The sequence below is a fragment of the Streptomyces sp. NBC_00223 genome (assembly GCF_036199905.1).
GTDB lineage: Bacteria > Actinomycetota > Actinomycetes > Streptomycetales > Streptomycetaceae > Actinacidiphila.
This window is the reverse complement of sequence record NZ_CP108109.1, coordinates 4,272,546-4,297,947: the sequence shown is the minus strand read 5'-3', so window position 1 is coordinate 4,297,947 and position 25,402 is coordinate 4,272,546. Positions and strand designations below refer to the sequence as shown.

Genomic DNA, 25,402 nt, shown 5'->3' with positions numbered 1-25,402 from the left:
ACGGAAGGCCCGGCGGCCGCGGCGTGGTTGGCGTCGCCGCGGCCGTCGTGGGGTCACATTCCGGTGCGCGTCCGCCGACGGCGGACGACGAGGAGGACGGCCGTGCCGGTGAGGAGCGCCGCGGCCGACAGTGCGGCCGCCGGCACCGTGCTGCTGGAGCCGGTGGCGGCAAGGGAACCGTCGCCCGAGGTCGTGCCCCCGGCCGTGGCCGTACCCCCGGTGACGCCCCCGGAACCCGAGGTCGAGCCGGTCGAGCCCCCGGCCGTGGACGTACCGCCGCCGGTCGTCGAGCCACCGGAACCGGCGGACCCGGCCGAGCCGCCCGAACCCGAGCCGCCCGAACTCGAACCGCCCGAACCCGAACCCGAACCACCGGACCCGCCCGTGGCCTCCACGAGGATGGGCGCAGAGTCGTTGGACGGGACGTTGTCACGGTTGGGGTAGTCGGCGCGGCCCGAGGCCGTCACCGTGCCCTTAGCGCCCGCGACGACCTTGTCGATACGCACCGCGAAGCCGAAGGACTCGTGGTCACCCGTGTAGAAGGTCTCGTCGAGAACGCAGGTGTACGTTCTGCCGGCCGGGTCGCACACCTTCACTTCCCCCACACGGGGGACACCGACGACCGTGAGGCCGGCCGGGATGGTGATCTTCACGGTCCCGGTCTTGTCGCCGGGGTAGTCCATCAACTGCATGGTGCCCGGGCCGTTGTTGTGGACGCTGACGGAGAAGCTGACGGTCTGGCCGACCGCGCCCTTGATCGTCGCCCCGGTCGCCTCGTAATCGGCGTGCTGGGTGGTGGAGATCTCGACGAATCCGCCGCCGGAGGCGAACGGACCGGCCGTGGTCGACTTCAGGCCGAGCGCCGGGCCGGTGCCGGGTATCTGGTAGTGACCCAGGTCGAGGCCCGGCTGAGTGGGGCCGTCGAGCGCCCAGGCGAAGTACTGGATCCGCCCGTACATCAGTATGGTGTCGGCCTTGTAGGACAGCGGCTCGGCGAACTCGTAGCTCTGGCCGGGCGCGACGGTGACGTCCGGGAAGAGACAGTAGAAGTCACCCCTCTGCTGCGGGGTGTCAGGGCCTATGTAGTGGCAGTTGTCGTACTTACGGGGCAGCAGCATGCTGTCGGTGCCGCTCAGCACGACGCCGACGCCGTGGGCGGGCAGGTCGCCGGTGTTCTTGAACCCCGGGGTGAGCGCGAAGTGGCCCAGCGGTGCGACTCCCTTGATGGCCGGTTGGGTGCGGCTCAGCAGCTTCGGGCCGCCCACGACGAGCGTGCTGGTGGCCGTGACCGTGGGCGCGTTGTCCGCGGTGACGGTGAAGGTGACCTTCCCGCTGCTGCCGACCTTCGCGCCGGGGGCCTGCCGGACACTGAACGGGAACACCTCGTTGCCGCCCGTGAACGAGTACTCCTTGCAGGTGATGACCGTGCCCTTGGCCTTGCAGCCGATCTCCGGCTTGATCTGGACCTTGCCGGTGAGCGACCCGACATCGGCGGTGAGCACCACGTTCTTGGCCCTGACCACGTGCTGCGCGTCGTCCAGAGCCATCAGTTCCACCACGTACAGCGTGTAGTCCGAGGTGGCCGGCACCGTGACGAAGAACTGGGCCGGCACCGACACACTGAGATCAGCCGTGGCGTCCGCGGCCCCTGCCGCTCCGGCACCGCCGAGCAGCGTCCAGGCGGCCAGGCATCCCGCGGCCCCCCACGTGAACAATCGTCTTCGAGTCATCATGCCTGTGAGACCAACCGAACCCGGCCAAGGTTGTGGTGCTCCCGCCAAGGGTCAGGTGGTAAACCAGCCAGATCGGCGCACTTCCGGTCACCGGTCGGCCGAAAGTGAGCGCGCCGCAACTCCCGTCGGCGGTAAGGCAGTTCAGCGCGTCAACTCCCCCAGCGGGCCGGCGGCCCAGCGCGTCAACTCCCCTCAGCGGGCCGGCGGTCCAGCGCGCCGGCTCCCCTCAGCGGGCCAGCAGTTCCAGCGCGTCCTCCCAGCGGAAACCGGCCCTCTCCGGCGCCCGATCGGGCCCCCGCACCTCGTCCGCGGCGAAGGGGAACCGCACGCCCATCGCCCGCAGCCGCGCCAGGCTGTCCGCGTACGCGGGGTGCGCGGCCATCGCCCGGTTCACGGCGGGCAGTACGGCGATCGGGACGCCGAGCCCGTACGCCTCGCACAGGATGCCCAGCGCGAGCGTGTCCGCGATGCCCGCCGCCCACTTGTTGATCGTGTTGAACGTCGCCGGGGCCACCGCGATGGCGTCCGGCGGCGGCAGCGGCCGTACGTCCCCGGGCTTCCGCCAGGCCGAGCGGATCGGGTAGCCGGTCCGCGCCTCGACCGCGGCCTGGTCGATGAAGCCGAGCGCGAGCGGGGTGGCCACCACGCCGACGTCCCAACCCCGTCCCTGGGCCGCCGTGATCAGCCGGTCGACCTCACCCGCCACCCCGGCCGCGCACACCACGACGTACAGAAACGGCCTCTTCGGCTCACCACTCACGCGGGCACCCCCCACTCACGGGCGAAAGTCATACGGTCACGGCAGCGTACGACGCCGGTCCCGCCCGCCGCCCGCACCTTCGAGCCGCCTCGCGTGAGCCCCCTCGCGTAAGCCCCTTCGCGTAAGCCGCCCCGCGCACGACGCGTCAGCGCACCCGAAGCGTCAGCTCGACAGCACGCTCATCAGATGACGCACGGTCCTGGGGAGGTCCGGCTTCAGCCGGGTGGTGTCCGCCAAAGGAGGCCGCTGCGGTGAGCCGTCGGCGTGGGCCGGGGGGTCATCGGTGCGCTCCCAGGAGAAACCCGAGTCGACGGTGAGGTAGACGACCGCGCCGCCGTGCAGTACGGCGAGGCTCTGGTGGGTCTTGCCGCTGGTGGCGTAGGCCAGGTCGCCGAGGCCGGGGTAGGGCTTGGTCACGGCGTCGGCGGAGGGCCTGATGAAGTAGCCGGAGATCTCCTGCAACGTGGGCGAGGCGTCCGGGGCGTCATAGGTGTCCTCGAACTCGACCCGGGGGTCGGTCTTCTTGTGCAGGTCGACGGTGACCGTGATGACGTACCAGGTGAACCAGCCGTCCCCATGGGAACTGGTGGAGGTCATCGTGCAGTAGGCGTGGTCGAGGGCCGGGCCCTCCCGAACGGTCGCGGGCTCCGACCCGAAGGTTCCGCCGGCCAGCGCGTCGGTGAGCGGTGCGAGGTTCACGGAGGTGCAGGGGGTCCCGCCGAGGTGGTATCCGTGCAGGTCGGGGGCCGGGGTACGGCCGTAGCCCGTGCCGTTGAGCACGGTCGCCCAGAGCGCGGAGGCGGCGACGACACCGCCGAGCGCCCACATCCACCGGCGACGCCGTTCGGTGCCGGGGGTCGGCGGCGGACGGTCGGCCCCGCTCAGGTACTCCGGGGACGGGGACGGGGGCGGAGGCGGGCGGTCGACCCCGCTCAGCAGGTCCCCGGGCAGGCTCGGCCCGGGTTCCTCCCACATCTCCGGCTCGGTTATCACATCAGCCCCCTCACCCCTGATGCCGACACTCTACGGGCGGGGGCGGGCGGCAGAAACGGTCTGACCACACGAAATACTGCCGGGCGGCAACCCGGCGGCACACCACGTACGGCGGCACGGCCGGCGCCCTCACCGAGCGCGCGGAACAGGGGCCTTCCGCCGGTCGTTGTGCAGGACAAGCCGACAGAAGGAGGCGACGGGATGCCCGACGTGAAGAAGGTCCAGGACGCCGCAGAGGTGGCGCGGCAGGCCCGGTTCGGCACGCTGCCGGAGCGGATCCGTCCCGAGGACACGGTGGTCGAGGTCCCCGCGGAGGTCCCCGACCCCACCAGGGACACATACGACCCGAACGAGTGGCTGACCCGTAACGCGCTGTAGCGCCCGACTTCCCGGGGGCGGTGGGCCCGCGCCCGGTTCGGACGCGGCCGTCGGCAACCCCCGTGGGGCTACGCGCGGCGCTCGGCCGTGCGGACCATGCCGTACGTGACCAGGCCGTAGATCAGGTGGGGCACGGCGTCGGAGACCCAGTCGGCCGTGGACCAGGTGCGGGGATCGCTGATCCGCAGACGGGCCATCGGCAGATCCGTCGCCGCCATGGCCAGGGCGCCGACGAGCGCACCGCCCGCCCACAGCGGCATCCGTACGCCGGCCGCGCGCATCACGGCGACCGCCGTGCCCACGCCCGTTCCCACGGCGATGCCGGACAGCGCGCCGAGCCCGGTCAGCCGGCTCTCCCGTGTCTCGCCCTCGCCGGGGACGTCGAGTCCCGCCTTGGCGGCGAGGGTGTCGACCGTGTCCTCGGGCGCGCTGCTGGACGGTCTGCCGCGTACGGCCATGTCCGCGTAGGTGACGGCGTTCAGGGCGGTCGTCCCGGCGGCTCCGGCGAGCGCGCCGCGTACCAGGGTTCGCATCATGGCGAGCGGGTGCCCGGTATGTCCGTCCCAAAACACCCGCGACGCGCCCCAAAGCACCCGCGACGCGCCCCGAACCCCCCGTGACGCGCCCCCGTGATGCCCTCACCCGGTCACGGGGTCGGTTCTGACCGGGGAGCGGGGAGCGTGGCGAGTTCCGCCGGGGTGAAGGGCGGGTCGGGCATCGGGGTGAAGCGGGCCGGGGCGAGGGCGGTGGCCAGGACGTCCGGGCGGACCAGGGCGTTCTGCGACGAGGACAGGCTCATCACGTCGAAGAGCGCGCGCCCGACCGTCGTCCTGCGGGTCGCGGTGAACATCAGCCGGTCGGTGTAGCGGCTCATGACGGCGGCGGCCGCCCCCGGACGCTCGCCCTCCGCCCCCGGGAAGCGCAGATCCTGGCTGCTGGCCAGCGCCCACGCGGGGGTCACGGCCCGGGCCGCGGCGGTCTGCACCCGCCGGGCCAGCCCCGCGCCGGGCCGCCGCAGCGTCTCGCGGCGCAGCACCAGGGCGTGCTGCGCGGCGACCGACATCCCGTGGCCGTACAGCGGGTTGTACGTGGCCAGCGCGTCGCCGACGACCACCAGACCCTCGGGCCAGGCGGGCATCTTCTCGTACAGCCGGCGCTGGTTGACGGTGCTGTGCGAGACGACGACGTCGCCGAGGGGTTCGGCGCGCGCGATGAGTTCGCCGATGACCGGGTGGCGCAGGCTGCGGGCGAAGGTCTCGAAGGAGTCGGCGTCCGCGGTGGGACGGCCGCCTCGGGTGCCGGAGAGCGTCACGATCCACCGGCCGCCCTCGATGGGCAGCAGCGTCCCGTTCAGCCCGGGGACCGGCAGGCGGGGGTCGGCCTGGATGTTGACGGCGGGGAACGTCTCGGTGCCGGCCGGGGCGCGGAAGAGCCTGGTGGCGTACCCGAGCCCGGCGTCGACCACCTGGGTGCGTACCGGCGGCAGCCCGAGGTCCGCCAGCCACTGCGGGGTGGCGGAGGCCCGGCCGCCGGCGTCGACCACGAGATCGGCGTCCAGCACCTGGTCGCCTTGCTGCGTACGGACGGCGACGCCGGAGACACGCGCCGAGGTGCCGCGCAGCCCGAGGACCGTGGCGCCGGGGAGGGTACGGACGGACGGGTGGGCGGTCGCGAGGTCGCGTACGGCCCAGTCGATCAGGTCGCGGCTGCACGCGAGGAAGAACTGGTGCTCGGGGAAGCGGGTGAGCCAGCCGCCGGAGGTCATCATCACCAGGTCGGCGGGTACGGCGATCCGGCGGGCGCCCGCGCCGAGCAGACGCTCGGTGACGCCGGGCAGCATCTGCTCGACGGCCCGGGCGCCGCCCGACCAGAGCAGGTGGGCGTGGCGGGCCTGCGGTACGCCCTGCCTCGGCTCCGGGCCGCCGGGTAACTCGTGCCGCTCCACGACCGTCACCTCGGCCATGGTCGTGGACAGGGCCGCGGCGGCGAGCATGCCGGTCAGGCTGCCGCCGATGACGACGGCCCGGCCGCCGGTACGGCCGCCGGCTCCGCCGCCGGACGGATGACGTCCGCTGTTCGATGGCATGGGACCTCCCGGGTGTCGGTGGACGGGCACCGACGCACGGCCGGCCCGGGCTCACGGTCGCACCGGGGCAGCGGCGGCGGCAAGGACGCCCATCGCCCGTACGGGCGGTTTGCCGTGCTCGCGGGGTGGTCGCCCACAGGCGCGCTTCACTCGATCGAGGCAACCCGCGCGCCGGGCCGACGGGACGTCCCCGGCGGCGGGCGGGCCGCGGAAACGGCTCCGCCCCGCGCCACGAATGGCGGATTCTTGGGGTCCTCGCAACACCTGATGGTCTACGTGGTCGTCAGTAGATCACGCAGGCGCTCGGCTGGGGTTTTCCAGCCGAGCGTTTTGCGTGGCCGGCCGTTGAGTTGCTGGGCGACGTGTTCAAGGTCTTCGGGGTTGTGCACGGACAGGTCGGTACTCTTGGGGAAGTACTGCCGTAGCAGGCCGTTGGTGTTCTCGTTCGATCCGCGCTGCCAGGGTGAGTGCGGGTCGCAGAAGTAGACCGGCACTCCCGTGGCCACGGTGAACTGCTTGTGCGCGGCCATCTCGCAGCCCTGGTCCCAGGTCAGTGAGCCTCGCAGGTGCCCGGGCAGGGTCTGGATCAAGGGCACCAGCACGTCGCGGACCTCCTCGGCGGTATGCCCGCCGGGCAGATGCCCGAGCATGACGTAGCGAGTGGAGCGCTCGACCAAAGTGACGATCGCGCTCTCGCTGCGGGGGCCGACGATCAGATCGCCCTCCCAGTGGCCGGGCACCGCCCGGTCCTCGACCTCGGCAGGACGCTCGGAGATCATCACCATCTCGTCGACGAACCGGCGCGTGCGCCGGTCCGGGCTGCGGTGCGGCTTGCGGCGAGTGCGCCCGGTGCGCAGCGCTGCCGCGACCTCGCGGCGCAGCCCGCCACGGGCCTGGACGTAGATCGCCTGATAGATCGTTTCCGGGCTCACGCGCATGCTCTCGTCGTCGGGGAACTCGATGACCAGAGCGTGACAGATCTGCTCGGGCGACCACTGTTCCTGCAGCTTGTCCGCGACGGACCGGCGGAGCGGGCCGTCCTGGGCGAGCTTGGAGTCCTTGGGGCGCGACCGGCTCCTCGCCCATGCCCGCTGGGCCCGGTGCGGCCGGTAGAAGCCATCGACCGACCGGGCGTCGATCTCGCGCTTGACCGTGGATGCCGGCCGGCCCAGTGCCCGTCCGATCGCGCGCAGCGACCGGCCTTCACGGTGCAGATCGGCGATCAGCTCCCGCTCGGTCACCGTGAGGAATCTGGGGTGCAGCTCGGCCTCGACCGTTGCGAGGGACGACTCCGAAGCGGTGGCGGCGATGCTGGTCACACCGGTCTTGTAGTCGATGCGGCGCCCGTCAGGGTGCAGGCGCGAGTGGCCGATCTGCCGGATACCGCGGTCCCAGTCCTCAGCGGTGCGCTCATGGACGCCGGCCTGCGCGGCTGCATCACGGCGCCGGACTCCCGCAGCACGCAGCCGCTCGTACTCCGCCCGACCGGGGTGGCCGGGCCTGCGAGGCCTGCCGAGACCACGGATTCCGGCCTGGCGTGCCCACCCGAACGCCGTGCTGCGGTTCATTCCCACTGCACGAGCCGCAGCGGTGATGCTGCCGTTCTCCCTGTCCAGCGCCTCGAAGAACACCGCCTTCAGCACCTCGAAATCCACGATCCCCGCAACTCCCTGAACTCCAGGGTGTTGCGGGGATCAATAGAACCCGCCGAAATGGCACGGGGCGGAACCTTCGCGGTCCACCGACGACAACAGCCGAATACAGCCGGATCAGCCGGATCAGGCGGACCACCCGGCCGGACGGCCCGTCAGGTCGTACGGCCCGTCAGGTCGACGGACCGCCCGGCCGCTCAGGCGTAGTAGCCGAAGAGATCGGCGATCACGTCCACCGAACCCTTGCTGACATGGAAGTCGACCTTGCCGTTGACCACCGGCACGGTGACCAGATTGGCGACGGTCTGCCCCTTGGCCCAGTTGAGGCTGGACGAGCTGGGCCGCTTCTTGCTGTCCGGCCAGACGGTGAGATACGCGGCGGCCGTGCTGTGCGTGACCGTCACATTGAGCACGACCGCCTTGGCGTGGGCCAGGACGTTGCCGTCGTTGAGGTTCAGCGCCAGCGTGCCGGACGACTTCAGGACGGCGGTCTTCGACGCGCCGATCCCCGACCGGGTGTCGAGCACCCGGTGCGGTCCCGCGGCGTGGAAGCTCGCGCCCGTGGTGCCGGCCGAGTAGTAGCCGAAGACATCCGCCACGAAGTGCGCCTTGCCCGAACTCCCGTTGTACAGGTTCACCTTGCCGTTGCTGCCGACCGGCACCACGACGAGGTTCGGGACGGTCTGGCCCTTGACCCAGTTGAGGTTCGACGAGCTGGGCCGGGTCGTACCGCCGGGGTAGGCGGTCAGATGGCCGGACGCGGTCGGTCCGGTGACCGTGACGTTGAGCACGACCGCCTTCGCGCCCTTGGCCGGGACCCCGCCGACGCCCGCGACCTTCAGCGCGACCGTGGCCTTGGCCTTGATCGGGGTCTTGGTGGAGACCCCGGTCTTGGACCGGGTGTCCAGCACCCGGGCCGGGCCCGCCGGGTGGTAGGTGGCGCCGCCGGCCGCCGTGGAGAAGTAGCCGAAGACGTCGGCGACCAGGTGCACCGTGCCCGAACTGGAGCTGTACAGCTTCACCGTGCCGTCGGCGCCGACCGGCACCACGGCGAGGTCCGCGACGGTCCGCCCCTTGGCCCAGTTCACATTGGCCGAGGTGGGCCGGGTCGTGCCACCGGGGTAGGCGACCAGATACCCGGACGCGGTCGGGGAGACCGCGGTGGTGTTGAGCACGACCGCGGTGACGCCCGAGGCCGGGATCGACGCGAGCTTGTTGCCCGCGATCCGCAGGGTGACCGTGGCCTTGGCCTTGACCGGGGTCTTGGTGGAGACGCCGACCTTGGACCGGGTGTCCAGCAGACGGGTCGGCTTCACCGAGGTGAAGGTGCCCGCCGCCGACTGCGGTACCGCCTTGCACAGCGCCGGGATGACGCTGCGCGCGTGCGGGGTGCCGAGGCCGGTGGTGAGGTCGTACCCGGCGCCCGCCGGATAGGAGCCGTACGGCTGGGCCCCGGTCTCCGGCAGGTAGTTCTCGCCCTCGGTGATGTCACGGAAGGCGGTCGCGGGCAGCTTGTACAGCGCCGGGTTGACGAAGCCCACCGGGCCGCCCGCCGCGCAGGACAGATCGAGGTCGGCCTGGGCGATCAGGGCCGCCCAGGTCGGCGACGCGCCGCTGGTGCCGCCGAAGACGGCCCAGTACTGGCCGCCGTCCGATGCCTGGCCGTTGGCGATCAGATAGCCGGTGTCCGGGTCGGCGAGCGCCGCCACGTCCGGGACCTGGCGGCACTTGGTGTCCGGGGCCGCCTGGCAGGCGTCGTTGTAGCCGGAACCGTCCACGCCCGCCTGGTAGCCGTGGAGGGCGTCGAGCGCGAAGTGGTGGGAGACACCGCCGCCGGTGGCGCCGCCCTCGCTGTTCCAGGTGCTCTCGCTCGTGCCGTGGGCGCCGGGCATGGTGGTTCCGCCGACGCCGAGCACGTACGGCTGGCCCGCCGGGTCGTCGACGGACAGCGCGGTGGTGTTCGGGTTGTCGTTGATCCCGTCGCCGTCGTCGTCCCAGGCGTCGGCCAGGCAGTCGGTGGAGCCGTCGTCACCGGCCGCGGCCGTGACCGTCTGGCCCTGGGCCGCCGCCTGCTGGAAGATCAGGTTCTCGGCGTCCATGAACGTGTCGTCGGTGTCGAGTTCGCAGCTGCCCCAGCTGGTGGAGATCACCTGGACCCGGTTGTCGTTCACCATCTTGGCGTAGACGTCGAGCACGTTCTTCGAGGTGGCGACCGGGTTGCCCTTGGCGTCCACGACGTCCGGGCCCTGGTAGACCAGCAGGGACGCCTGCGGGACGAGACCGATCAGGTCCTCGATGTCGAGCGCGGACTCCGAGCCGAAGCCGGTGCGGTAGTCCGGCTTCACCTTCGGGCCGCCGTCCACCTTGACCGCGCTGACCGACACCTTGGTGCCGTAGCAGGACTGGTAGGCGGCGATGTCCTTGGTGCTGTAGTCCTCCAGCTCGAAGATGCCGACGCTCACACCGGTACCGACGTTCGGCTGGTCGGCCATGCCGTACGCGGTCGCGAGGGTCCGCGCGCTCCAGTACTCCTTGGTGTCGGCCTTGGGGGGGTAAGTGGACATCAGCGACTTGACACCGCTGCACAGGGCCGGCGTCTTACTCGTCGCCCGAGGCGCGACCGTACCGCCGGAGGCGCCGGCGCTGTCGGCCCGCAGCGACCTCGGCTTCGAGTGCACGGTGAAGTGCGGGCGCACCTCGGCCAGCGTGGTCAGACCGGTGACGCCGCGGATGGCGTGGGCGACGTCGCCCTGGACGGCGGGCGCGGTGGTGTTGGCCACCCCGTGCCGGCCGTCGGAGGTCCGGTAGCCGGTGAAGCCGGTACGGAAAGCCTTCCCCGCGGCGCCGACCGTGGTGTGCACCGGCAGGGTCAGACCGTCGGCCTCCAGCGGCCCGGTGCTCAGGCCCTGGGCCTTGAGGGCGGTGCGCACCCGGTCCACCTCGGCGGCGCTCGCGCCGAAGGCCGGGCCGAACTCGCCCGTGCCGAGGTAGTGGTGGTAGAGCGGGGAGCCGGGCGTGGACACATCGGCGATGAACTTCTTCAGCCCGGCCGGGTCGCGCGGCGAGAGCACCACGCCCAGGTCGATCGGGGTGTCACCGGCCGGGGCGGCGGTACGCACCGCGCCGCGCGGCAGGTGCGGCGCCGCGCCGACGCGCTGCGGCGCGGGGGCGGGCGCGCTGTCGGCCAGGGCCGCGGGCGCGGTCACGGCGACCATCGCCAGGGTGGTGACGGCCACCGCGCCGCCGAGCAGCGGCCGGCGGTGGCGGGTACGGGAGGCGCCGGCCCCCCGCGGCGTGCGGGATGTCGTATCGCGGGCAGATATGCCCATGCACAGTCTCCTTCGAGGTCCGCGTCAACTGGCCGCGCGGGCGCGGCGGTACCCCGGAGGGCGCCGCCCGTGACGAAGCACGGCGGCGCGGAAGTGTTGGTCCCCCCAGGCGCGGACAAGCGGTCCGCGCCGGATTGTGCAGCCCCCCGGCGGTATCACCCGGGGAGGACGCGGAGTCCTCCCCACCGTGAACTGCCAGCATTGTTTTGTATCAGCTGTGCCGGCCGCTACGGCGGTCAAGTGTGCGATATTTACCCGTTCTTGGTACGGGAGCGCGCCGCCGGGCGGAGATCCGCCCACCGCAGGCCCGGCCCGGCACCGGCTGATTCCGGCTGAAACCAGCCGATTCCCACTGATACGACGTCAGAACGGCCACCCGTTGGCCCAGGTGGGTTGCGAACCGGCACAAGCGCGTTGAAATCCCTGTCTGCCGGTTAAAGGTCCGACTAAGGACATCGTCACACTGTTCCCACCGTCCCCACGTGGCGTGCACACTACAGCCCGACGCCCGCCAAGGGCGTGCACGGCGCACGGCAACGCACCTCTCCCTACGGACCTTCACGTTGGAGTCGTCATTACCGACATACACAATCCCCGTGCCCTGCGGGCCCGCGTAGTCGTGGTCGCGGCGGCCTCGTTGGCCCTGGTGTCCGGCTCGCTGATGCTCGCGGGACCCTCCCAGGCCACCGCCCCCGCCCCGGCCGGCAAGACCATCACGGGCAGCCACCCGTCGTGGGCCACCGCGTCCGCCGACGCCGGTACGGTCTCGGCCGGCACCGAGATCACCGGCACCGTCTATCTGGCGGGACAGGACCCCGCGGGCCTGACCGCGTACGCGACGGCCGTCTCGGACCCCGACAGCGCGAGCTACGGCGAGTTCCTCGCCCCGGACGCGTTCGAGGCCCGCTTCGGCGCCACCGACGCGCAGATCGCGGCCGTACGGAAGTGGGCGACCGACGCGGGGCTCACCGTCGTGGGCGTCACCCAGCACGCGATCACGGTCAAGGGCACCAACTCCGCGCTCACCAAGGCGTTCGGCACCGGCATCCACCAGTACCGCGTCTCCGGCAAGCTGCGGCACGCCCCCGCCCGTGACGTCGTGGTCCCGGCCGCGGTCTCCTCGGCGATCAGCGGGGTGACCGGGCTCAGCTCGCACGGCACCAATGTGGTGCGGCCGGACTCGGTCAAGACCGGCGGCGCCCGGGCGGACGGCGGCAAGGGGCCGGACTCCGGTCTGCCGACGACGGCCACCTGCTCGGACTACTGGGGCGAGAAGATCGCCAAGGGCGCTCCGGCGGGCTACACCAACTCCGCGGTGCCGTTCGACCAGTGCTCGTTCTACCCCTCGCAGCTGCGCAAGGCGTACGGCATCACCGCCTCCGGGCTGACCGGCAAGGGCGCGACCGTGGCCATCGTGGACGCGTACGGCAGCCCCACCATGCTGGCGGACGCCGACCAGTACGCGGTCAACCACGGCGACAAGCCGTTCAAGCCGGGGCAGTACAGCGAGATCGTGCACCCCGGCCAGTGGTCGGACGAGGACCTGTGCGGCGGCCCCGAGGGCTGGGCGTCCGAAGAGGCGCTGGACGTCGAGATGGCGCACGGACTCGCGCCCGACGCCAAGGTCGTCTACGTCGGCGCGGACTCCTGCAACGACGACGACCTGCTGAGCGCGATCAGCACCATCGTGGACCACCACCTCGCCGATGTCGTCTCCAACTCGTGGGGCGAGATCATGCACACCACGGACGACGCGGACGTCAGCGCGTCGGAGATCGCCGCGTACGAGCAGGTCTTCAAGCAGGCCGCGGTCGAGGGCGTCAGCGTCAACTTCTCCTCGGGCGACTGCGGCGACAGCAGCCCGTCGGCCGCCTCGACCGGCGCCAACTGCCAGCCGGACACCACCCGGGCGCAGGCCGACTGGCCGGACTCCGACCCGTGGGTGACCTCGGTCGGCGGCACCGCGCTCGGCCTGTCGAGCAAGAGCGGCGGGTACGGCTTCGAGACCGACATGGGCACGCAGCGCTCCGCCCTGTCCGCGGACGGCACGAGCTGGACCCCGTTGCCGGGCCACTTCTACTTCGGCGGTGGCGGCGGCACCAGCGAGGACTTCGCGCAGCCGTCCTACCAGCGCGGGGTCGTACCCAGCACGCTGTCGCACACGCTGATGACCGGCGCCAGGAGCAGGACCGCGCAGCGCGTCACGCCGGACGTCGCGATGAACGGCGACCTGTACACCTCGGTGCTCGTCGGGCTGACCGACGGCGGGGAGTACGGCGAGGCGGGCTACGGCGGCACCAGCGTCTCGTCCCCGGAGTTCGCGGCGGTGCAGGCCGACGCGATCCAGGCCCGGCACCGGGCGCTGGGCTTCGCCAACCCGACGATCTACGCCCGCTCGGGCCTGTTCCACGACGTGGTGGACGAGCAGGCGCGGCGCAGCAACGTCCCGCTGAGCAACGTGGCCGACTTCGGTGTCATCAACGGCACCCTGGCGGTCCGGCTGGTGGCCTTCGGCCAGGACACGTCGCTCAACGCGGTCCGCGGCTTCGACAACGCCACGGGCGTCGGCTCCCCGACCCTCTCCTACCTGCTCTCCTTCGGCTTCGGCCGGTAACCCGCCCGACAACGACCAAGCGGGGCCCGGCGGATCAACCGCCGGGCCCCGCTCACGCGCCGGCGAAGGTCAGCCGATGGCGTAGGCGTTGAGGACCGTGGTCGTCGCCGTGTCACTGTGGGAGTCGGTGACCTTGGAGCGGAGCGAGACCCTACCGGACTTCGGGTTGTGGACCGCGGTGGACCAGGCGCCGCCGGAGTGCTTGACCTTGGCGGTGTGCCAGGTCTTGCCGGCGTCCGTGGAGTACCACGCCTGCACCTTCTTCACTGAGTCGGAGAGCCGGTGCACCAGATGGTCCTGCGGCTTGTTGCGCTGCATACCGAGGGCCACGGTGGTGGTCGAGCCGGGCTTGGCCCGGTTGTACGAGGAGAGGCCGGCCGGGGTGAAGCGGGTCAGATACGCCCTGATCTGGTCGGACTTCTTGGCGTCGGCGTAGAAGTGCAGGCTCAGCGTCGACTTGGTGGACAGCGAGCCGGCTGGCAGCTTCTGCCCGGGGCTGGGGTGACGTGTCGCCGAGACGGCGAGCGTGTACCAGCCGGCGGACTTGAGCACGGGGATCATGGTCGTGGCGTAGCCGGCCGCCGTCTTGGTGTAGAGGGTCTTGCCCGCCTTGGTGAGCTTGTAGGTCGCCTTGTAGTCCGTGCCGTAGGTCAGGCTGGGGTCCACGAACATCGGTGTCGTGTTGAGGTACAGCCGGCCCGAGCCCGAGGTGTACGGCAGTTCGCCGCCCGGCCCCCACACCGCGCGGTTGACGGTCACGCCGTAGCTCTTGCCCGCCTTGTACGTGTGCCAGTCGTTGTAGGCGAAGTCCTGGGAGCTCTCCAGAACCTCCCACTTGCCCGGCGGCACGTGCGCGGTGAAGGAGTAGGGGAGCGACCTGTCGGTGGACACATTCAGGACGCCCCACCCGCAGGGGTTGCCCTGGTCTCCGTCCAGTTCGATCCTGACTTCGCCCGTCACAGGGCCGCTGCGCGCGGTGACCTTGACCGTGGCCAGCGCGGACTGGCGGAACGTGGTGGAGACCCCGCTCGGCAGGCCCTTCTTGTGGGTGCCCATGACCAGATACTGGTCGCCGTCGCCCCTGTCGGTACCCCAGGTCGATCCGTAGGCCAGCCCCAGGGTGGAAAGGGACGAGGGGATCACGTACATGCTCCCCGGATCCGCCCAGGCCAGGATCGACGGGCCGTCGGTGACGCACACCTCCGCGCGGAGCCACTGGGCGTCACCGCTCGGCGGCTTGGGGCTGAGCGACGCCTTCACGGGCCGGCCCTTGCGGGCGTCGATGGTCAGCTTGGCCGCGCCGGAGACCGTCACCCGCGCGCCCCCGAGGGTGTCCGTGCTGTCGCGGGTGTTCCAGATGTCGGTGATCACGTCATAGGTGCCCTTGGGCAGCGACTTGGCCTTCCCGCTGGTCAGGTAGTACCGGTTGAACGTCTTGGTGTTGTACGCCTGGACAGCGGTGGTCACCTTCGTGCCGTCACGGCCCAGCGTGGTGACGGTCAGTGAGTTGGACGCGGCCGCCGCGGACGGCGCGTTGACCAGCAGTACCGGCGTGAGGACCGCCGCTGCCCCGAGAAGTGCCGGAATACGTCGCACATCAACCCCCCAGTCAAACGAAAAAGCGAACAACCGTAGCACGGAGGCGAAGGCTCCGCCGATCCCAACGGCCGCCACAACGACGGGCGTTGCGCAGCCCTCACACGAACCCGGCCGGACGGCGCACGGGACGGCCGGCGCGCAAAGTGGTACACCCGGCCGCACCGGGGAGGCGCTGCCGCGACAGGCCCCCGGCCCCACAATTGGTCTACACCAAATTTCGGCGAGCTTGGGCTCCGGCCTTGACGACGCATATTGGTCCAGTCCAATGTCTGACTGAGTGACATGTCCATGTGTCGCTTCTGATCGCGCACCCACCGGAACCCCACCTTTGCCGGAGGATCAGCCATGCCCGAAAGCACCACCACCGCAAGACCGTTGACCACGAAAGCCAGGGCGAGCCGGGCCCGGCGCGGCGGCGCGCTGACCGTGGCCGCCGCCCTCGTCGCGGGGGGTGTCGCCCTCGCCGTCGGACCCGGCAGCGCCTCCGCCGCCGCCGTGGAACTGCTGGCCAACCCGGGATTCGAGACCGGCACCCTGAGCGGCTGGAGCTGCGCCGCCGGTTCGGTCGTCAACACCCCCGCCCACAGCGGTTCGTACGCGCTGGCCGGAGCCGTCTCCGCCGGGGACACCGCGCAGTGCCAGCAGACCGTGACCGTGCAGCCGAACACGGCGTACTCCCTGACCGGCTGGGTCCAGGGCAGCTATGTCTACCTCGGGGCCACCGGCACCGGGGTCAACGCCAGTACATGGACGCCGGCCGCCACCAACTGGACGCAGCTGTCCACGTCGTTCACGACAGGTGCGGGCACCACGTCCGTGACGGTCTTCACCCACGGGTGGTACGCCCAGGGCACTTACCACGCGGACGACCTGAGCCTCACCGGCCCGGGCGGCGGTACGACCACCCCGCCCACCACGCCTCCCACCACTCCGCCGACAACGCCTCCGACCACGCCGCCCACCACCCCGCCGACGACTCCCCCCACCACGCCCCCGACCACGCCTCCCACGACACCGCCGACCACCCCGCCCACCACTCCCCCCGGCGGCCCGACCGGCGACGGCAAGGTCAGCACCCCCACCGGGCTGACGGCGGGCAAGGTCACGCACAACGCCATCGTGCTCAACTGGAACAAGTCCACGGACAGTTCGGAGAACGGCGACGTCCCGGCGTACAAGGTCTACGCGGGCGGCCAGATCGTGGCGACCTCGATGGGCACCACCGTCGCCGTCACCTCGCTGCTCCCGGCCACCACCTATACCTTCACCGTGCAGGGCTACGACATCTCGGGCCACTCCTCCGGCCAGTCCACCGCCGTGACCGCCACCACCGCGCAGGCGCCCGCCACTTCGTCGTACGCCTCCGCGTACTTCGACCAGTGGGGGATCTACGAGAACGCGTACTTCCCCAAGCAGATCGGCACCAGCGGCGCCGCGGCGAAGCTCGACGTGATCTCGTACGCCTTCGAGAACATCGACCCCAGCTCGCACAAGTGCTTCGAGGCGATCAAGGCGTCCGACGCGTCCAACGAGGACGACCCCAACGCCGGTGACGGCGCGGGCGACGCGTACGCCGACTACCAGGCCGACTACGCCTCGGGGGACAGCGTCGACGGCACGAGCGACGAGTGGGAGCAGCCGCTCAAGGGCAACTTCAACCAGCTGCGCCAGCTCAAGGCCAAGTACCCCAACCTGCGGCTGACCGTGTCGCTCGGCGGCTGGACCTACTCCAAGTTCTTCTCGGACGCGGCCGCCACCGACGCCTCCCGCAAGGCGCTGGTCTCCTCCTGCGTCGACATGTTCCTCAAGGGCAACCTGCCGACCAATGTGCTGGGTGACGCGGCCGGCGGGGTCGCCTCCGCGGCCGGGCTCTTCGACGGCATCGACATCGACTGGGAGTACCCCGGCTCGCCCGGCGGTCACACCGGCAACCACTACTCGGCCGCCGACAAGGCCAACTTCACGCTGCTGCTCAAGGAGTTCCGCACCCAGCTCGACGCGTACGGCGCCACGGTGGGCAAGCACTTCCTGCTCACCGCCGCGCTGCCCAGCGGCCAGGACAAGATCGCGTACCTGGAGACCGACAAGATCGGCGCCTACCTGGACTACGCGGACGTCATGACCTATGACATGCACGGCTCGTGGGACGCCACCGGGCCCACCAACCACCAGGACCCGCTGCACGACAGCCCCGCCGACCCGACCACGCCGATCACCCCGGGCAACGCCAAGTACAACGTCGACACCGCGGTCGCCGCCTACACCACGGGCCTGCCCGCGTACGGAATCCCCGGCGGCTTCCCGGCCAAGAAGCTGGTGCTGGGCGTCCCCTTCTACTGGCGCGGCTGGACCGGAGTGCCGGCCGGCTCCGACTACGGCCTCTACCAGTCCGCCACCGGGCCCACCGCCGCCAAGTCTCTCAGCCAGGAAGCGGGGTTGGCCGCCTGGAAGGAGCTGACCCCGACGGCCGCGAACACCCACTGGGACCCAGTGACCGAGAGCGCCTGGATCTACGACGGCACCAACTTCTGGACCGGTGACAACCCGCAGGCCATCCAGGCCCGCGGCGCCTACGCCAAGTCCAAGGGCCTGGCCGGGATGTTCGCCTTCTCCCTGGAGAACGACGACTCCTCCGCCACCCTGCTGCACGCGATGACCGACAGCCTGGGCTGACCCGGTCCCGTACCACCGCACCACCGGAACACATCAGGACCACCGGATCCGCCGGTACCGCGGCCCGGCCGGGGTGACCTTGCACCCCCGGCCGGGCCGACGCACGCGGGCCGGTCCACCCACCGGCCCGCGGCTCAGCTCATGAGGAACTGCTCATTGCCCGAAGCTCAGTTCACGAAGATCGTGGTGCCGCCGCCCGTCGTGTCGACGACCGGGCTGTACTGGGCCGTCAGATAGGCCACGGGCGAACTGCCGCAGGCCGGCAGCGATCCGCTCGCCAGCTTGAACGGCTGGTTGGCGAACGTCCACGGCGCCGGGCCGGGTCCGGCGTTGCCGTTCACCACACCGGCCGCCACGAAGACACAGGTGACGGTCGGTCCCGTGGTCGCCAGCGTGACGGTGATCTGCAACGGGTTGGGCGAGGGCACGATCTGCAGCGGGAAGCCCGCGTAGTCGGCCACGTCCAGGGCCACGGGCAGATTGCCGACACTGACGCCGATGACGCTGGTCACGGTCGGCGAGTTGTCGTAGCAGGAGGAGATGATGAACGGGTTGAGCAGCTTGATCTCCGCCGTCCCCTGAGCGGGCGGGTTGGACCCGAGCACGCCCTGCCACACCGACTGCTTGCAGAACAGACCGGCCGAACCGCCGGGCGCGGTGGTGAAGTTCAGCGTGCTGCCCGGGGTGAGCGAGGACGCCAGCAGATCGCCGGGGTTGGCGGCCGGGCCGCCGGCCGAGATCTGGGTGAGCACGGGGACGGCGGCCGCCGCGGCGGCGCCCGAGCTGGCAGTTGCGGAACCGACCGTGGCGAAGAGCACCGCGACCACGATCGAGAGGAATAAGCCTATTTTGCGCATATGACGGGTTCCTTCTCTTCTAGGAGGTTCACCGTTTTTGGTGGTTCCGGCAGCACAGTGTGCGGTCCCTTTACCCGTTCATGACAGATGTGTGCACGTATTGGGAAATTTTCGCTGTCCGCGTCCGCTGTGCGTGACCGGCTGTTCGCAGTCCGTGCGCGGCCGTACGTTCTCGGCCTTAGGTGCCCAGGCGTCTCCGGTGTCCCAGCCGTACCGGAGGTCGCGGGAGTCCCAGCCGCCCGCCGCGCCTTACGACAGGGGCAGGCGCTGCTCGACCCAGATGATCTTGCCCGCCTTCGTGTAGCGGGTCCCCCAGCGCTCGGCGAGCTGCGCGACGAGGAACAGACCGCGGCCGCCCTCGTCCGTGGTGGCCGCGTAGCGCAGATGCGGCGAGGTGCTGCTGGCGTCGGCGACCTCGCAGATCAGGGTGCGGTCGCGCATCAGCCGTACGGCGATCGGTCCGCTGGTGTAGCGGATCGCGTTGGTGATCAGCTCGCTGAGGATCAGCTCCGTGGTGAAGGTCAGCTCGTCGAGCCCCCACTCCTCCAGCCGCTCACTGGCCTCGTTCCGCACCACGGCGACGGCGGCGGGGTCGGAGGGTACGTCCCAGCCGGCCATCCGGTCCTCGGGCAGCGCGCGGGTACGGGCCACCAGCAGGGCGATGTCGTCCCGGGGATCGGCGGGCATCACCTCCCGGAGCACCACGTCGCAGGTCTGCTCGGGCATGAGGTCGGGACCGGCCAGGGCGGAGCTGAGCAGGTCCAGCCCCACGTCGATGTCCCGCTCGCGGTCCTCGACCAGCCCGTCCGTGTAGAGCACCAGCCGGCTGCCCTCGGGCAGTTGCCGCTCCACCGCCTCGAAGGGCAGGCCGCCGAGGCCCAGCGGCGGGCCGGCCGGTACGTCGAGGAATTCCACCGTGCCGTCGGGCCGTACCAGCGCGGGCGGCAGATGACCGGCCCTGGCCATCTCGCAACAGCGGGAGACGGGGTCGTAGATCGCGTACAGGCAGGTCGCGCCGGTCACGGGGGCGCCGCCGCCGAGCGGGGCCTCGTCCTTGTCTATCCGGCCGACCAGGTCGTCCAGGTGCGCGAGGAGTTCGTCGGGCGGCAGATCGAGCATGGAGAAGTTGAAGACCGCCGTCCGCAGCCGGCCCATGGTGGCGGCGGCGTGCATCCCGTGTCCGACGATGTCGCCGACCACCAGCGCGACCCGGGCGCCGGGCAGCGGGATGACGTCGAACCAGTCGCCGCCGACGCCCATCTGCGCGGGGAGATAGCGGTAGGCGACGTCGAGCGCGTCCTGTTCCGGCAGGCCGTGCGGCAGCAGGCTCTGCTGGAGGTTCACCGCCATCGCCTGGTTGCCGGTGATGGCCGAGTCGATCTGCTCCTGGGTGGTGTACTTCGTGTCGAAGAGGCCGGTGTTGCGGCCGACCCGCAGCACCGCCACCCGGTCCGCGACCGCGCGTACCTCCTCCATCTCGTGGCTGACCAGGAGCACGCCGATACCCTGGTCGCGCAGGCGCTGGACGAGTTCCAGGACCAGGGCGGCCTGCCGGGGGCCGAGGGCGGCGGTGGGCTCGTCGAGGACGATCAGCCGGGGCTCGCCGATCAGCGCCCGCGCGATGGCGACGCCCTGCCGCTGGGCGCCGGAGAGCGAGGCGACGGGGGCGCGCAGGCTGGGAATCGGTACGGACAGCGAGTCGAGCAGCGCGCGGGCCTGGCGCTCCATCCTGACGTCGTTGACCATGCCGAAGGTGCGGATCTCGCGGCCGAGGAAGAGGTTCTCGACCGTGTCGAGGTTGTCGCAGAGCGACAGGTCCTGGTGAATGGTGGCGATGCCCAGTTTCTGGGCGTCGAGCGGTTTGCGCAGATCGACCGGCAGGCCCTGCCACTCGACGACACCGCTGTCCGGCGGGGAGACACCGGCGATCACCTTGACCAGGGTGGACTTGCCGGCGCCGTTGCTGCCGACCAGGCCGACCACTTGACCCTCGTTGATCTCCAGGTGGACCTCGCTCAGCGCCTGCACGGCGCCGAACCGCTTGGAGATCCCACGCACGGCCAGCAGGGGACCGCCTCTCATGGAAACCATCTCCTCCCCCGGCCGGCCCAGCCTCGTGTCGAGTCTGCCGGGCGGACCGCGTCACCGCATCGTAGAGGGGAGTGGCGCGGCAGGTGGCGAAACGGATCGGCGCGTCACGGGAGTGGCCCGCAGTGTCGCGTGAGGCGCGCCGGCGGGCTGCCGGCGGGGCGACGGGGCCCTTCCGGGGGCGGGGGTCGGCCCGGCGGTGGGCGGCGGGCCGAAGGCGGTGGCGGGATACGGCCGGTCCGAAGGGGTGCGGACCCGGCCGTTTCGCGCGGGCGCATTCCGGAAACCCGCCTCAAGAACCCCAAACGGCCCGTTGAGCACGGGGGGCTCACGGCGCGTGACGACAGGAGGAACACCGTGCGTATCGGAATCATCGGAGCGGGGCACATCGGCTCCACCCTGGCCCGCCACTTCGCCGGGATCGGCCACGACGTGGCGATCGCCAATTCCCGCGGACCCGAGACGCTCAAGGGGCTGGTGTCACAGCTCAGCGGCTCGGTCCGGGCGGTCACCGCCGAGGAGGCGGCCCGGTTCGGCGAGGTGGTGGTCGTCACGATCCCGTACGGGCGGTTCCACGAGCTGCCGGCGGCCGAGCTGCGGGACAAGATCGTCGTCGACACCTGCAACTACTACGCGGAGCGGGACGGCCACGACGCCGAGCTGGACGCGGACGCGACGACGTCGAGCGAGAAGGTGCAGAAGTACACCGGGGCGGATGTCGTGAAGGCGTTCAACGCCATTTACTGGCAGAACCTGCGTGACCACGGGCGGCCCAAGGGGGACCCGGACCGGCTGGCGATACCGATCTCCGGTGGTGACGAGGAGGCGAAGGCGGTGGTCGCGGGGCTGATCCGGGACATCGGCTTCGATCCGGTGGACGCGGGGCGGCTGGGGCAGGGTGGGCGCAAGCATCAGCCCGGGAGCCGGGTGTACACGGTGGAGCTGTCGGCGCCGGAGCTCACCGCGCTCCTCCAGGTCGCCTGAGCCCCCTCCCAACCCCCGGGTGCCCCCGTACCCCCAGGTACGGGGGCACCCACCCCTCTGCCCCGCCGCGGCGGGACGCGCCACGCCGCAGACCACCGGTGCCAGCCCGCCCAAGGCGGACACCCGACGGCGCCAGCGTTCCATCGCCGCCGCAACGGCGGGACGCGAAACGGCCCGGACCGGCACGTCCGGCACCGCCGAAAACCGCCGTCCCGCGTCCCACCGCGGCGGCGGAAAGGGGGGTGCACGCCGACACCCCCTTCACCCCCGAGACCGGCCGCGCGGCGGCGCCAGCCCCGTTGCCCGCAGGGCAACACCCATCACCGCCGCGACGGCGGGACGCGAAACGGCGCGGACCGGCGGTGCCACAACCGCCCGAGGCGGGCGCCCGGCGGCGCCAGACCCCGTTGCCCGCAGGGCAACACCCATCACCGCCGCGACGGCGGGGACGACACGCAGCGCAGACCGGCGGTGCCACACCGCCCGGACCGGCACGTCCGGCACCGCCGAAAACCGCCGTCTCACATCCCACCGCGGCGGCGGGAAAAGGGGTGCACGCCCGCAGGGCGGCCCATTGCCGCCGCAACGGCGGGACGACACGCGGCGCGGACCGGCGGTGCCACACCGCCCGAGACGGGCGCCCGGCGGCGCCAGACCCCGTTGCCCGCAGGGCAACGCCTATCTCCGCCGCGACGGTGGGACGCGAAACGGCCCGGACCGGCGGTGCCGTACCGACCGGACCGGCACGTCCGGCACGTCCGGCACCGCCGAAAACCGCCATCCCGCATCCCACCGCGGCGGCGGAAAGGGGGTGCACGCCGACACCCCCCTCACCCCCGAGGCGGGCCGCCCGGCGGCGGGGTCGACGTGTGAGTGCGGGCCGCAGGCCGGACGTGGTGGTGCCGGGTGGCCCAAAGGCCACCCGGCACCGTCCCCCACAGCGGATGCGTCAGCGCGCACGCCGCCTCATCAGGCCCATGGCCATGGTGGCCAGCCCAAGCAGGCACGCCACACCACCGACGATCGCGTTGTTCGTGATCGTCTTGTGCGTGTTGAAGTGCCCGGATATCACCCACGGCGCGATGATCGTCCACACGCCAATGGCGATGGCGACCCAGCCGAGCCCATGGGTCCGCTCCAGGACAGAGCCGAATCCCATGGCCAGTACGGCCAGCGCGATACCGGTGATCAGGTTGCTCACCCGAAGAGGTGCGAGGGACTGGAAGCCCACCACCCAGGGCGAGATCGCCAGGTACAGACCGGTCAGCAGGCAAAGGCCCTCAACCAGACCGGCCACCGGCGACGCGGACACCGCCGCGTACCGATCGCGCATAGCCACGAGGTCGGGATGGCGGTCGATGCGGGTCGTCGAGTGAGTGGCCATCAAGGCCACCTCCTTCTCGTAGGAACGTTCCCCGAACGCCCTACGGGTCTCCAGCGACAGCGCATCGAACCGTAACTCGTACCAAATCGTGACATAAGCCACACGTTGTCACGTACCGCGTCTGCCCGGTCACGCAACAAGACGAAGCCGGACCGCCTCCGCCTCCGCTCAGCCCTGGTACGGGTTCTGCGGCTGACCCTGCCCCTGCCCAGGGCCCTGCCCCTGGCCGTACGGCTGCTGCGGAACGCCCTGCTGCTGCGGGACCGCGCCCTGGGCCAGGAGCTGGTCGGCCTGCTCCTTGGTCAGCTTGTGCTGCTCCCCACAGAACGTGCACTGCGTCGAGAACTTCGTGCTCACCGGGAAGAGCGGCACGAAGAACAGCGTGAACTTCACGACGCGCTTCTTCAACGTGTGCGCGGCGGGGTTGCCGCAGCGTCCGCAGACCAGCGTGATCATGGCCAGCTGATACAGATAGCCCCGGGTTCCGAAGATGATCACTTGAGTTCCCCTTTGTGTCCTGATTCCCGCCCCTGCGAGACCCTCGCCTGTCGCCAGAGTCTCCCGCACCCCCTTGAGCGCCCCGGCCCGGGCACACCCCACACGGCGGGCCGGGTGGTGGGCGGCCGCGCCGGAGGCGGTCAGCCCAGGTCGAGAAGTTCCTCGTAGAAACCGCCGAAGCCGTGTTCCTCGTCGACGAGGTGGATCTCCAGAATCCAGTGGAACAGCCGGCCCGCCTGGTCCGTACGCCGGAGCAACGTGTCGTTCTCCGGCGTGACGTACACCTTGACGTCGGCCGCGTCGATCTTCTCGTGCGGGAACTCGCCCACAGGATGGCCGGCGTGCCAGCCGCCCAACTGCCAACCGGCCTCCTCAGCCAGCCGCTTGACCTCGGCGTGCAGCCGCCTCCCGGTGATCTCCGGGTCGGCCTCGAAGACCCGCCGCCCGGCCGCGAAGACCTTCGGCAGGTCGTCGCGCAGCCGGTGCTTGACGGGGTCGTCGCCGAGGACGAACGTCCGCCCGAAGTCGGCCTCCCACTCCTCGAAGAGCGGGCCGAAGTCGGCGAAGACGATGTCGTCCGCGCCGATCAGCCGGTCCGGCGGGTTCTCCCGGTACGGCATCAGGGTGTTCGGGCCCGAACGCACGATCCGCTTGTGCCAGTAGCGCGTGGTGCCGAAGAGTTCGTCGGCCAGGTCGCGGACACGGTCGCTGACCGCGCGCTCGCTCTCCCCCGGCGCGATCAGGCCGCGGCGCTCGACCTCGGCGAACAGTTCGGCCGCCTTCGCCTGGGCCTCCAGGAGCCGCGCCACGCGGGTGGGTTCGTCGGTCATGCGGCCGACCGTATGCGCGCGGACCGCGCCCCGGCAACGTCCAGTCCCGTCGGCGCACGGCGACACCCCCGCCGTGCGACCCGCCCGCTCACCCCTCGGCCGCCGCCACGAGCGCCGCGAACCGGCCCAGCACCAGGTCCCGGTGCGCTGCCAGCGCCGCCAGTTCGGCCGGGGCGTCCGCCAGGATGCCGGGCGCCGTCGCGGCCTCCTCGGGGAAGGCCGTCACGAAGGCCCCGACCGCCTCGGCGTCGACCTCCAGATGGAACTGCAACCCCCAGGCACGTTCACCCGCCCGGAACGCCTGCACCGGGTACCGCTCGCAGGAGGCCAACAGCGCGGTCCCCTCGGGCAGTCGCATCGTGTCGCCGTGCCAGTGCAGCACCCGCAACTCCTCCGGCAGCCCCGCGAAGAGCGGGTCCTTCTCCGCCGCCGGGCCCAGCCGTACCGGACCCCAGCCCACCTGGAGTCCCGAACCCGCCACGGCCGCACCGCCCGCCGCCACCGCCAGCAACTGCGCGCCCAGACAGATCCCCAGCACCGGCACCCCGGTGGCGAGCGCCGCGCGCAGCAGCGCCAACTCCGCGTGCCTGGTGGGGAATCCGTCGTCGCTGTGGGCGGACATCGGGCCGCCCATCACCACCAGCGCCGTCACACCGTCCAGGTCAGGGGGCAGCGGATCACCGGCCCCCACCCGGCACACCTCGACCCGCAGCCCGGCCGCCTCCAGCGCGGTCCGCACACCGTACGGGCCTTCCTGTGCCACGTGCTGCACCACCAGGACCGCCATCTGCCCACTCCTGTCCGTCGGTTGAAACGCCCGCGTCGGCTGTACGCGTGCCGCGCACACATTCTCCGCACGCATCCCTAGCCAGGACCGGGCCCCGGTATGCCGTCCGCGGGGCCCGGAACGCCGGCTTCCGCCACCACAGCCGGAAGCCCCCATG

At 71.4% G+C, this 25,402-nt stretch carries 18 protein-coding genes; 4 read left to right on the top strand and 14 right to left on the bottom strand.

Features of this window, described 5'->3' with window-relative positions:
• Nucleotides 1-53: 53 nt before the first annotated feature.
• From OHA30_RS18150 to OHA30_RS18140, 3 genes are all read right to left on the bottom strand, one after another.
• Entirely contained in the window at nucleotides 54-1,733 is a 1,680-nt protein-coding gene (locus tag OHA30_RS18150; protein WP_328914902.1) for an LPXTG cell wall anchor domain-containing protein, read from the bottom strand.
• A 226-nt stretch (nucleotides 1,734-1,959) separates the two neighbouring features.
• Entirely contained in the window at nucleotides 1,960-2,493 is a 534-nt protein-coding gene (locus tag OHA30_RS18145; protein WP_328914901.1) for a flavoprotein, read from the bottom strand.
• 162 nt (nucleotides 2,494-2,655) lie between these two features.
• On the bottom strand, nucleotides 2,656-3,486 hold the full coding sequence (locus OHA30_RS18140) for a hypothetical protein (protein ID WP_328914900.1): 831 nt from the start codon (nucleotides 3,484-3,486) through the stop codon (nucleotides 2,656-2,658).
• Between the two features lie 201 nt (nucleotides 3,487-3,687).
• Between OHA30_RS18140 and OHA30_RS18135 the strand changes: the two genes are divergently transcribed.
• Nucleotides 3,688-3,864, top strand: a complete 177-nt coding sequence (locus OHA30_RS18135) for a hypothetical protein (protein WP_328914899.1) — start codon at nucleotides 3,688-3,690, stop codon at nucleotides 3,862-3,864.
• Nucleotides 3,865-3,932: 68 nt separating this feature from the next.
• Here OHA30_RS18135 and OHA30_RS18130 read toward each other — a convergent pair whose 3' ends face one another.
• The 4 genes from OHA30_RS18130 to OHA30_RS18115 all read right to left on the bottom strand — a co-directional run bounded on the left by OHA30_RS18130 (nucleotide 3,933) and on the right by OHA30_RS18115 (nucleotide 10,931).
• On the bottom strand, nucleotides 3,933-4,400 hold the full coding sequence (locus OHA30_RS18130) for a hypothetical protein (RefSeq protein WP_328914898.1): 468 nt from the start codon (nucleotides 4,398-4,400) through the stop codon (nucleotides 3,933-3,935).
• 110 nt (nucleotides 4,401-4,510) lie between these two features.
• Entirely contained in the window at nucleotides 4,511-5,950 is a 1,440-nt protein-coding gene (locus tag OHA30_RS18125) for an FAD-dependent oxidoreductase (RefSeq protein ID WP_328914897.1), read from the bottom strand.
• Nucleotides 5,951-6,222: 272 nt separating this feature from the next.
• Nucleotides 6,223-7,605: an IS30 family transposase gene (locus OHA30_RS18120; RefSeq protein ID WP_443045099.1), complete on the bottom strand. Its 1,383-nt coding sequence runs from the start codon at nucleotides 7,603-7,605 to the stop codon at nucleotides 6,223-6,225.
• Nucleotides 7,606-7,799: 194 nt separating this feature from the next.
• Nucleotides 7,800-10,931 (bottom strand): S53 family peptidase, encoded by a 3,132-nt coding sequence (locus tag OHA30_RS18115; protein ID WP_328914896.1) that lies wholly within the window; start codon nucleotides 10,929-10,931, stop codon nucleotides 7,800-7,802.
• Between the two features lie 646 nt (nucleotides 10,932-11,577).
• Between OHA30_RS18115 and OHA30_RS18110 the strand changes: the two genes are divergently transcribed.
• Nucleotides 11,578-13,545 (top strand): S53 family peptidase, encoded by a 1,968-nt coding sequence (locus OHA30_RS18110; protein ID WP_328914895.1) that lies wholly within the window; start codon nucleotides 11,578-11,580, stop codon nucleotides 13,543-13,545.
• Between the two features lie 69 nt (nucleotides 13,546-13,614).
• Here the strand turns inward: OHA30_RS18110 and OHA30_RS18105 are convergent, their stop codons facing one another.
• Complete coding sequence (locus tag OHA30_RS18105) at nucleotides 13,615-15,141, bottom strand: hypothetical protein (protein ID WP_328914894.1); 1,527 nt, start codon at nucleotides 15,139-15,141, stop codon at nucleotides 13,615-13,617.
• 348 nt (nucleotides 15,142-15,489) lie between these two features.
• On the opposite strand from OHA30_RS18105, the gene OHA30_RS18100 reads away from it, so the two are divergent.
• Nucleotides 15,490-17,817 (top strand): glycosyl hydrolase family 18 protein, encoded by a 2,328-nt coding sequence (locus OHA30_RS18100; RefSeq protein ID WP_328914893.1) that lies wholly within the window; start codon nucleotides 15,490-15,492, stop codon nucleotides 17,815-17,817.
• A 167-nt stretch (nucleotides 17,818-17,984) separates the two neighbouring features.
• Here OHA30_RS18100 and OHA30_RS18095 read toward each other — a convergent pair whose 3' ends face one another.
• Both OHA30_RS18095 and OHA30_RS34020 read right to left on the bottom strand, forming a co-directional pair.
• A complete protein-coding gene (locus OHA30_RS18095; RefSeq protein ID WP_328914892.1) occupies nucleotides 17,985-18,674 on the bottom strand; it encodes a hypothetical protein in 690 nt (229 codons plus the stop codon).
• Between the two features lie 249 nt (nucleotides 18,675-18,923).
• On the bottom strand, nucleotides 18,924-20,756 hold the full coding sequence (locus OHA30_RS34020) for a SpoIIE family protein phosphatase (RefSeq protein WP_443045097.1): 1,833 nt from the start codon (nucleotides 20,754-20,756) through the stop codon (nucleotides 18,924-18,926).
• Between the two features lie 363 nt (nucleotides 20,757-21,119).
• Between OHA30_RS34020 and OHA30_RS34015 the strand changes: the two genes are divergently transcribed.
• Nucleotides 21,120-21,746, top strand: coding sequence for an NADPH-dependent F420 reductase (locus OHA30_RS34015; RefSeq protein ID WP_405785557.1), 627 nt, complete (start codon nucleotides 21,120-21,122; stop codon nucleotides 21,744-21,746).
• Nucleotides 21,747-22,695: 949 nt separating this feature from the next.
• Here OHA30_RS34015 and OHA30_RS18075 read toward each other — a convergent pair.
• The 4 genes from OHA30_RS18075 to OHA30_RS18060 form a co-directional block, all read right to left on the bottom strand.
• Complete coding sequence (locus tag OHA30_RS18075; RefSeq protein WP_328914890.1) at nucleotides 22,696-23,232, bottom strand: SPW repeat protein; 537 nt, start codon at nucleotides 23,230-23,232, stop codon at nucleotides 22,696-22,698.
• Between the two features lie 66 nt (nucleotides 23,233-23,298).
• Nucleotides 23,299-23,628, bottom strand: coding sequence for a zinc-ribbon domain-containing protein (locus tag OHA30_RS18070; RefSeq protein WP_328914889.1), 330 nt, complete (start codon nucleotides 23,626-23,628; stop codon nucleotides 23,299-23,301).
• 140 nt (nucleotides 23,629-23,768) lie between these two features.
• Nucleotides 23,769-24,458, bottom strand: a complete 690-nt coding sequence (locus tag OHA30_RS18065) for a M24 family metallopeptidase (RefSeq protein ID WP_328914888.1) — start codon at nucleotides 24,456-24,458, stop codon at nucleotides 23,769-23,771.
• Between the two features lie 88 nt (nucleotides 24,459-24,546).
• The gene (locus OHA30_RS18060) at nucleotides 24,547-25,245 is read right to left on the bottom strand and encodes a type 1 glutamine amidotransferase (RefSeq protein WP_328914887.1); all 699 of its coding nucleotides are present in this window, start codon (nucleotides 25,243-25,245) and stop codon (nucleotides 24,547-24,549) included.
• Between the last annotated feature and the right edge of the window lie 157 nt (nucleotides 25,246-25,402).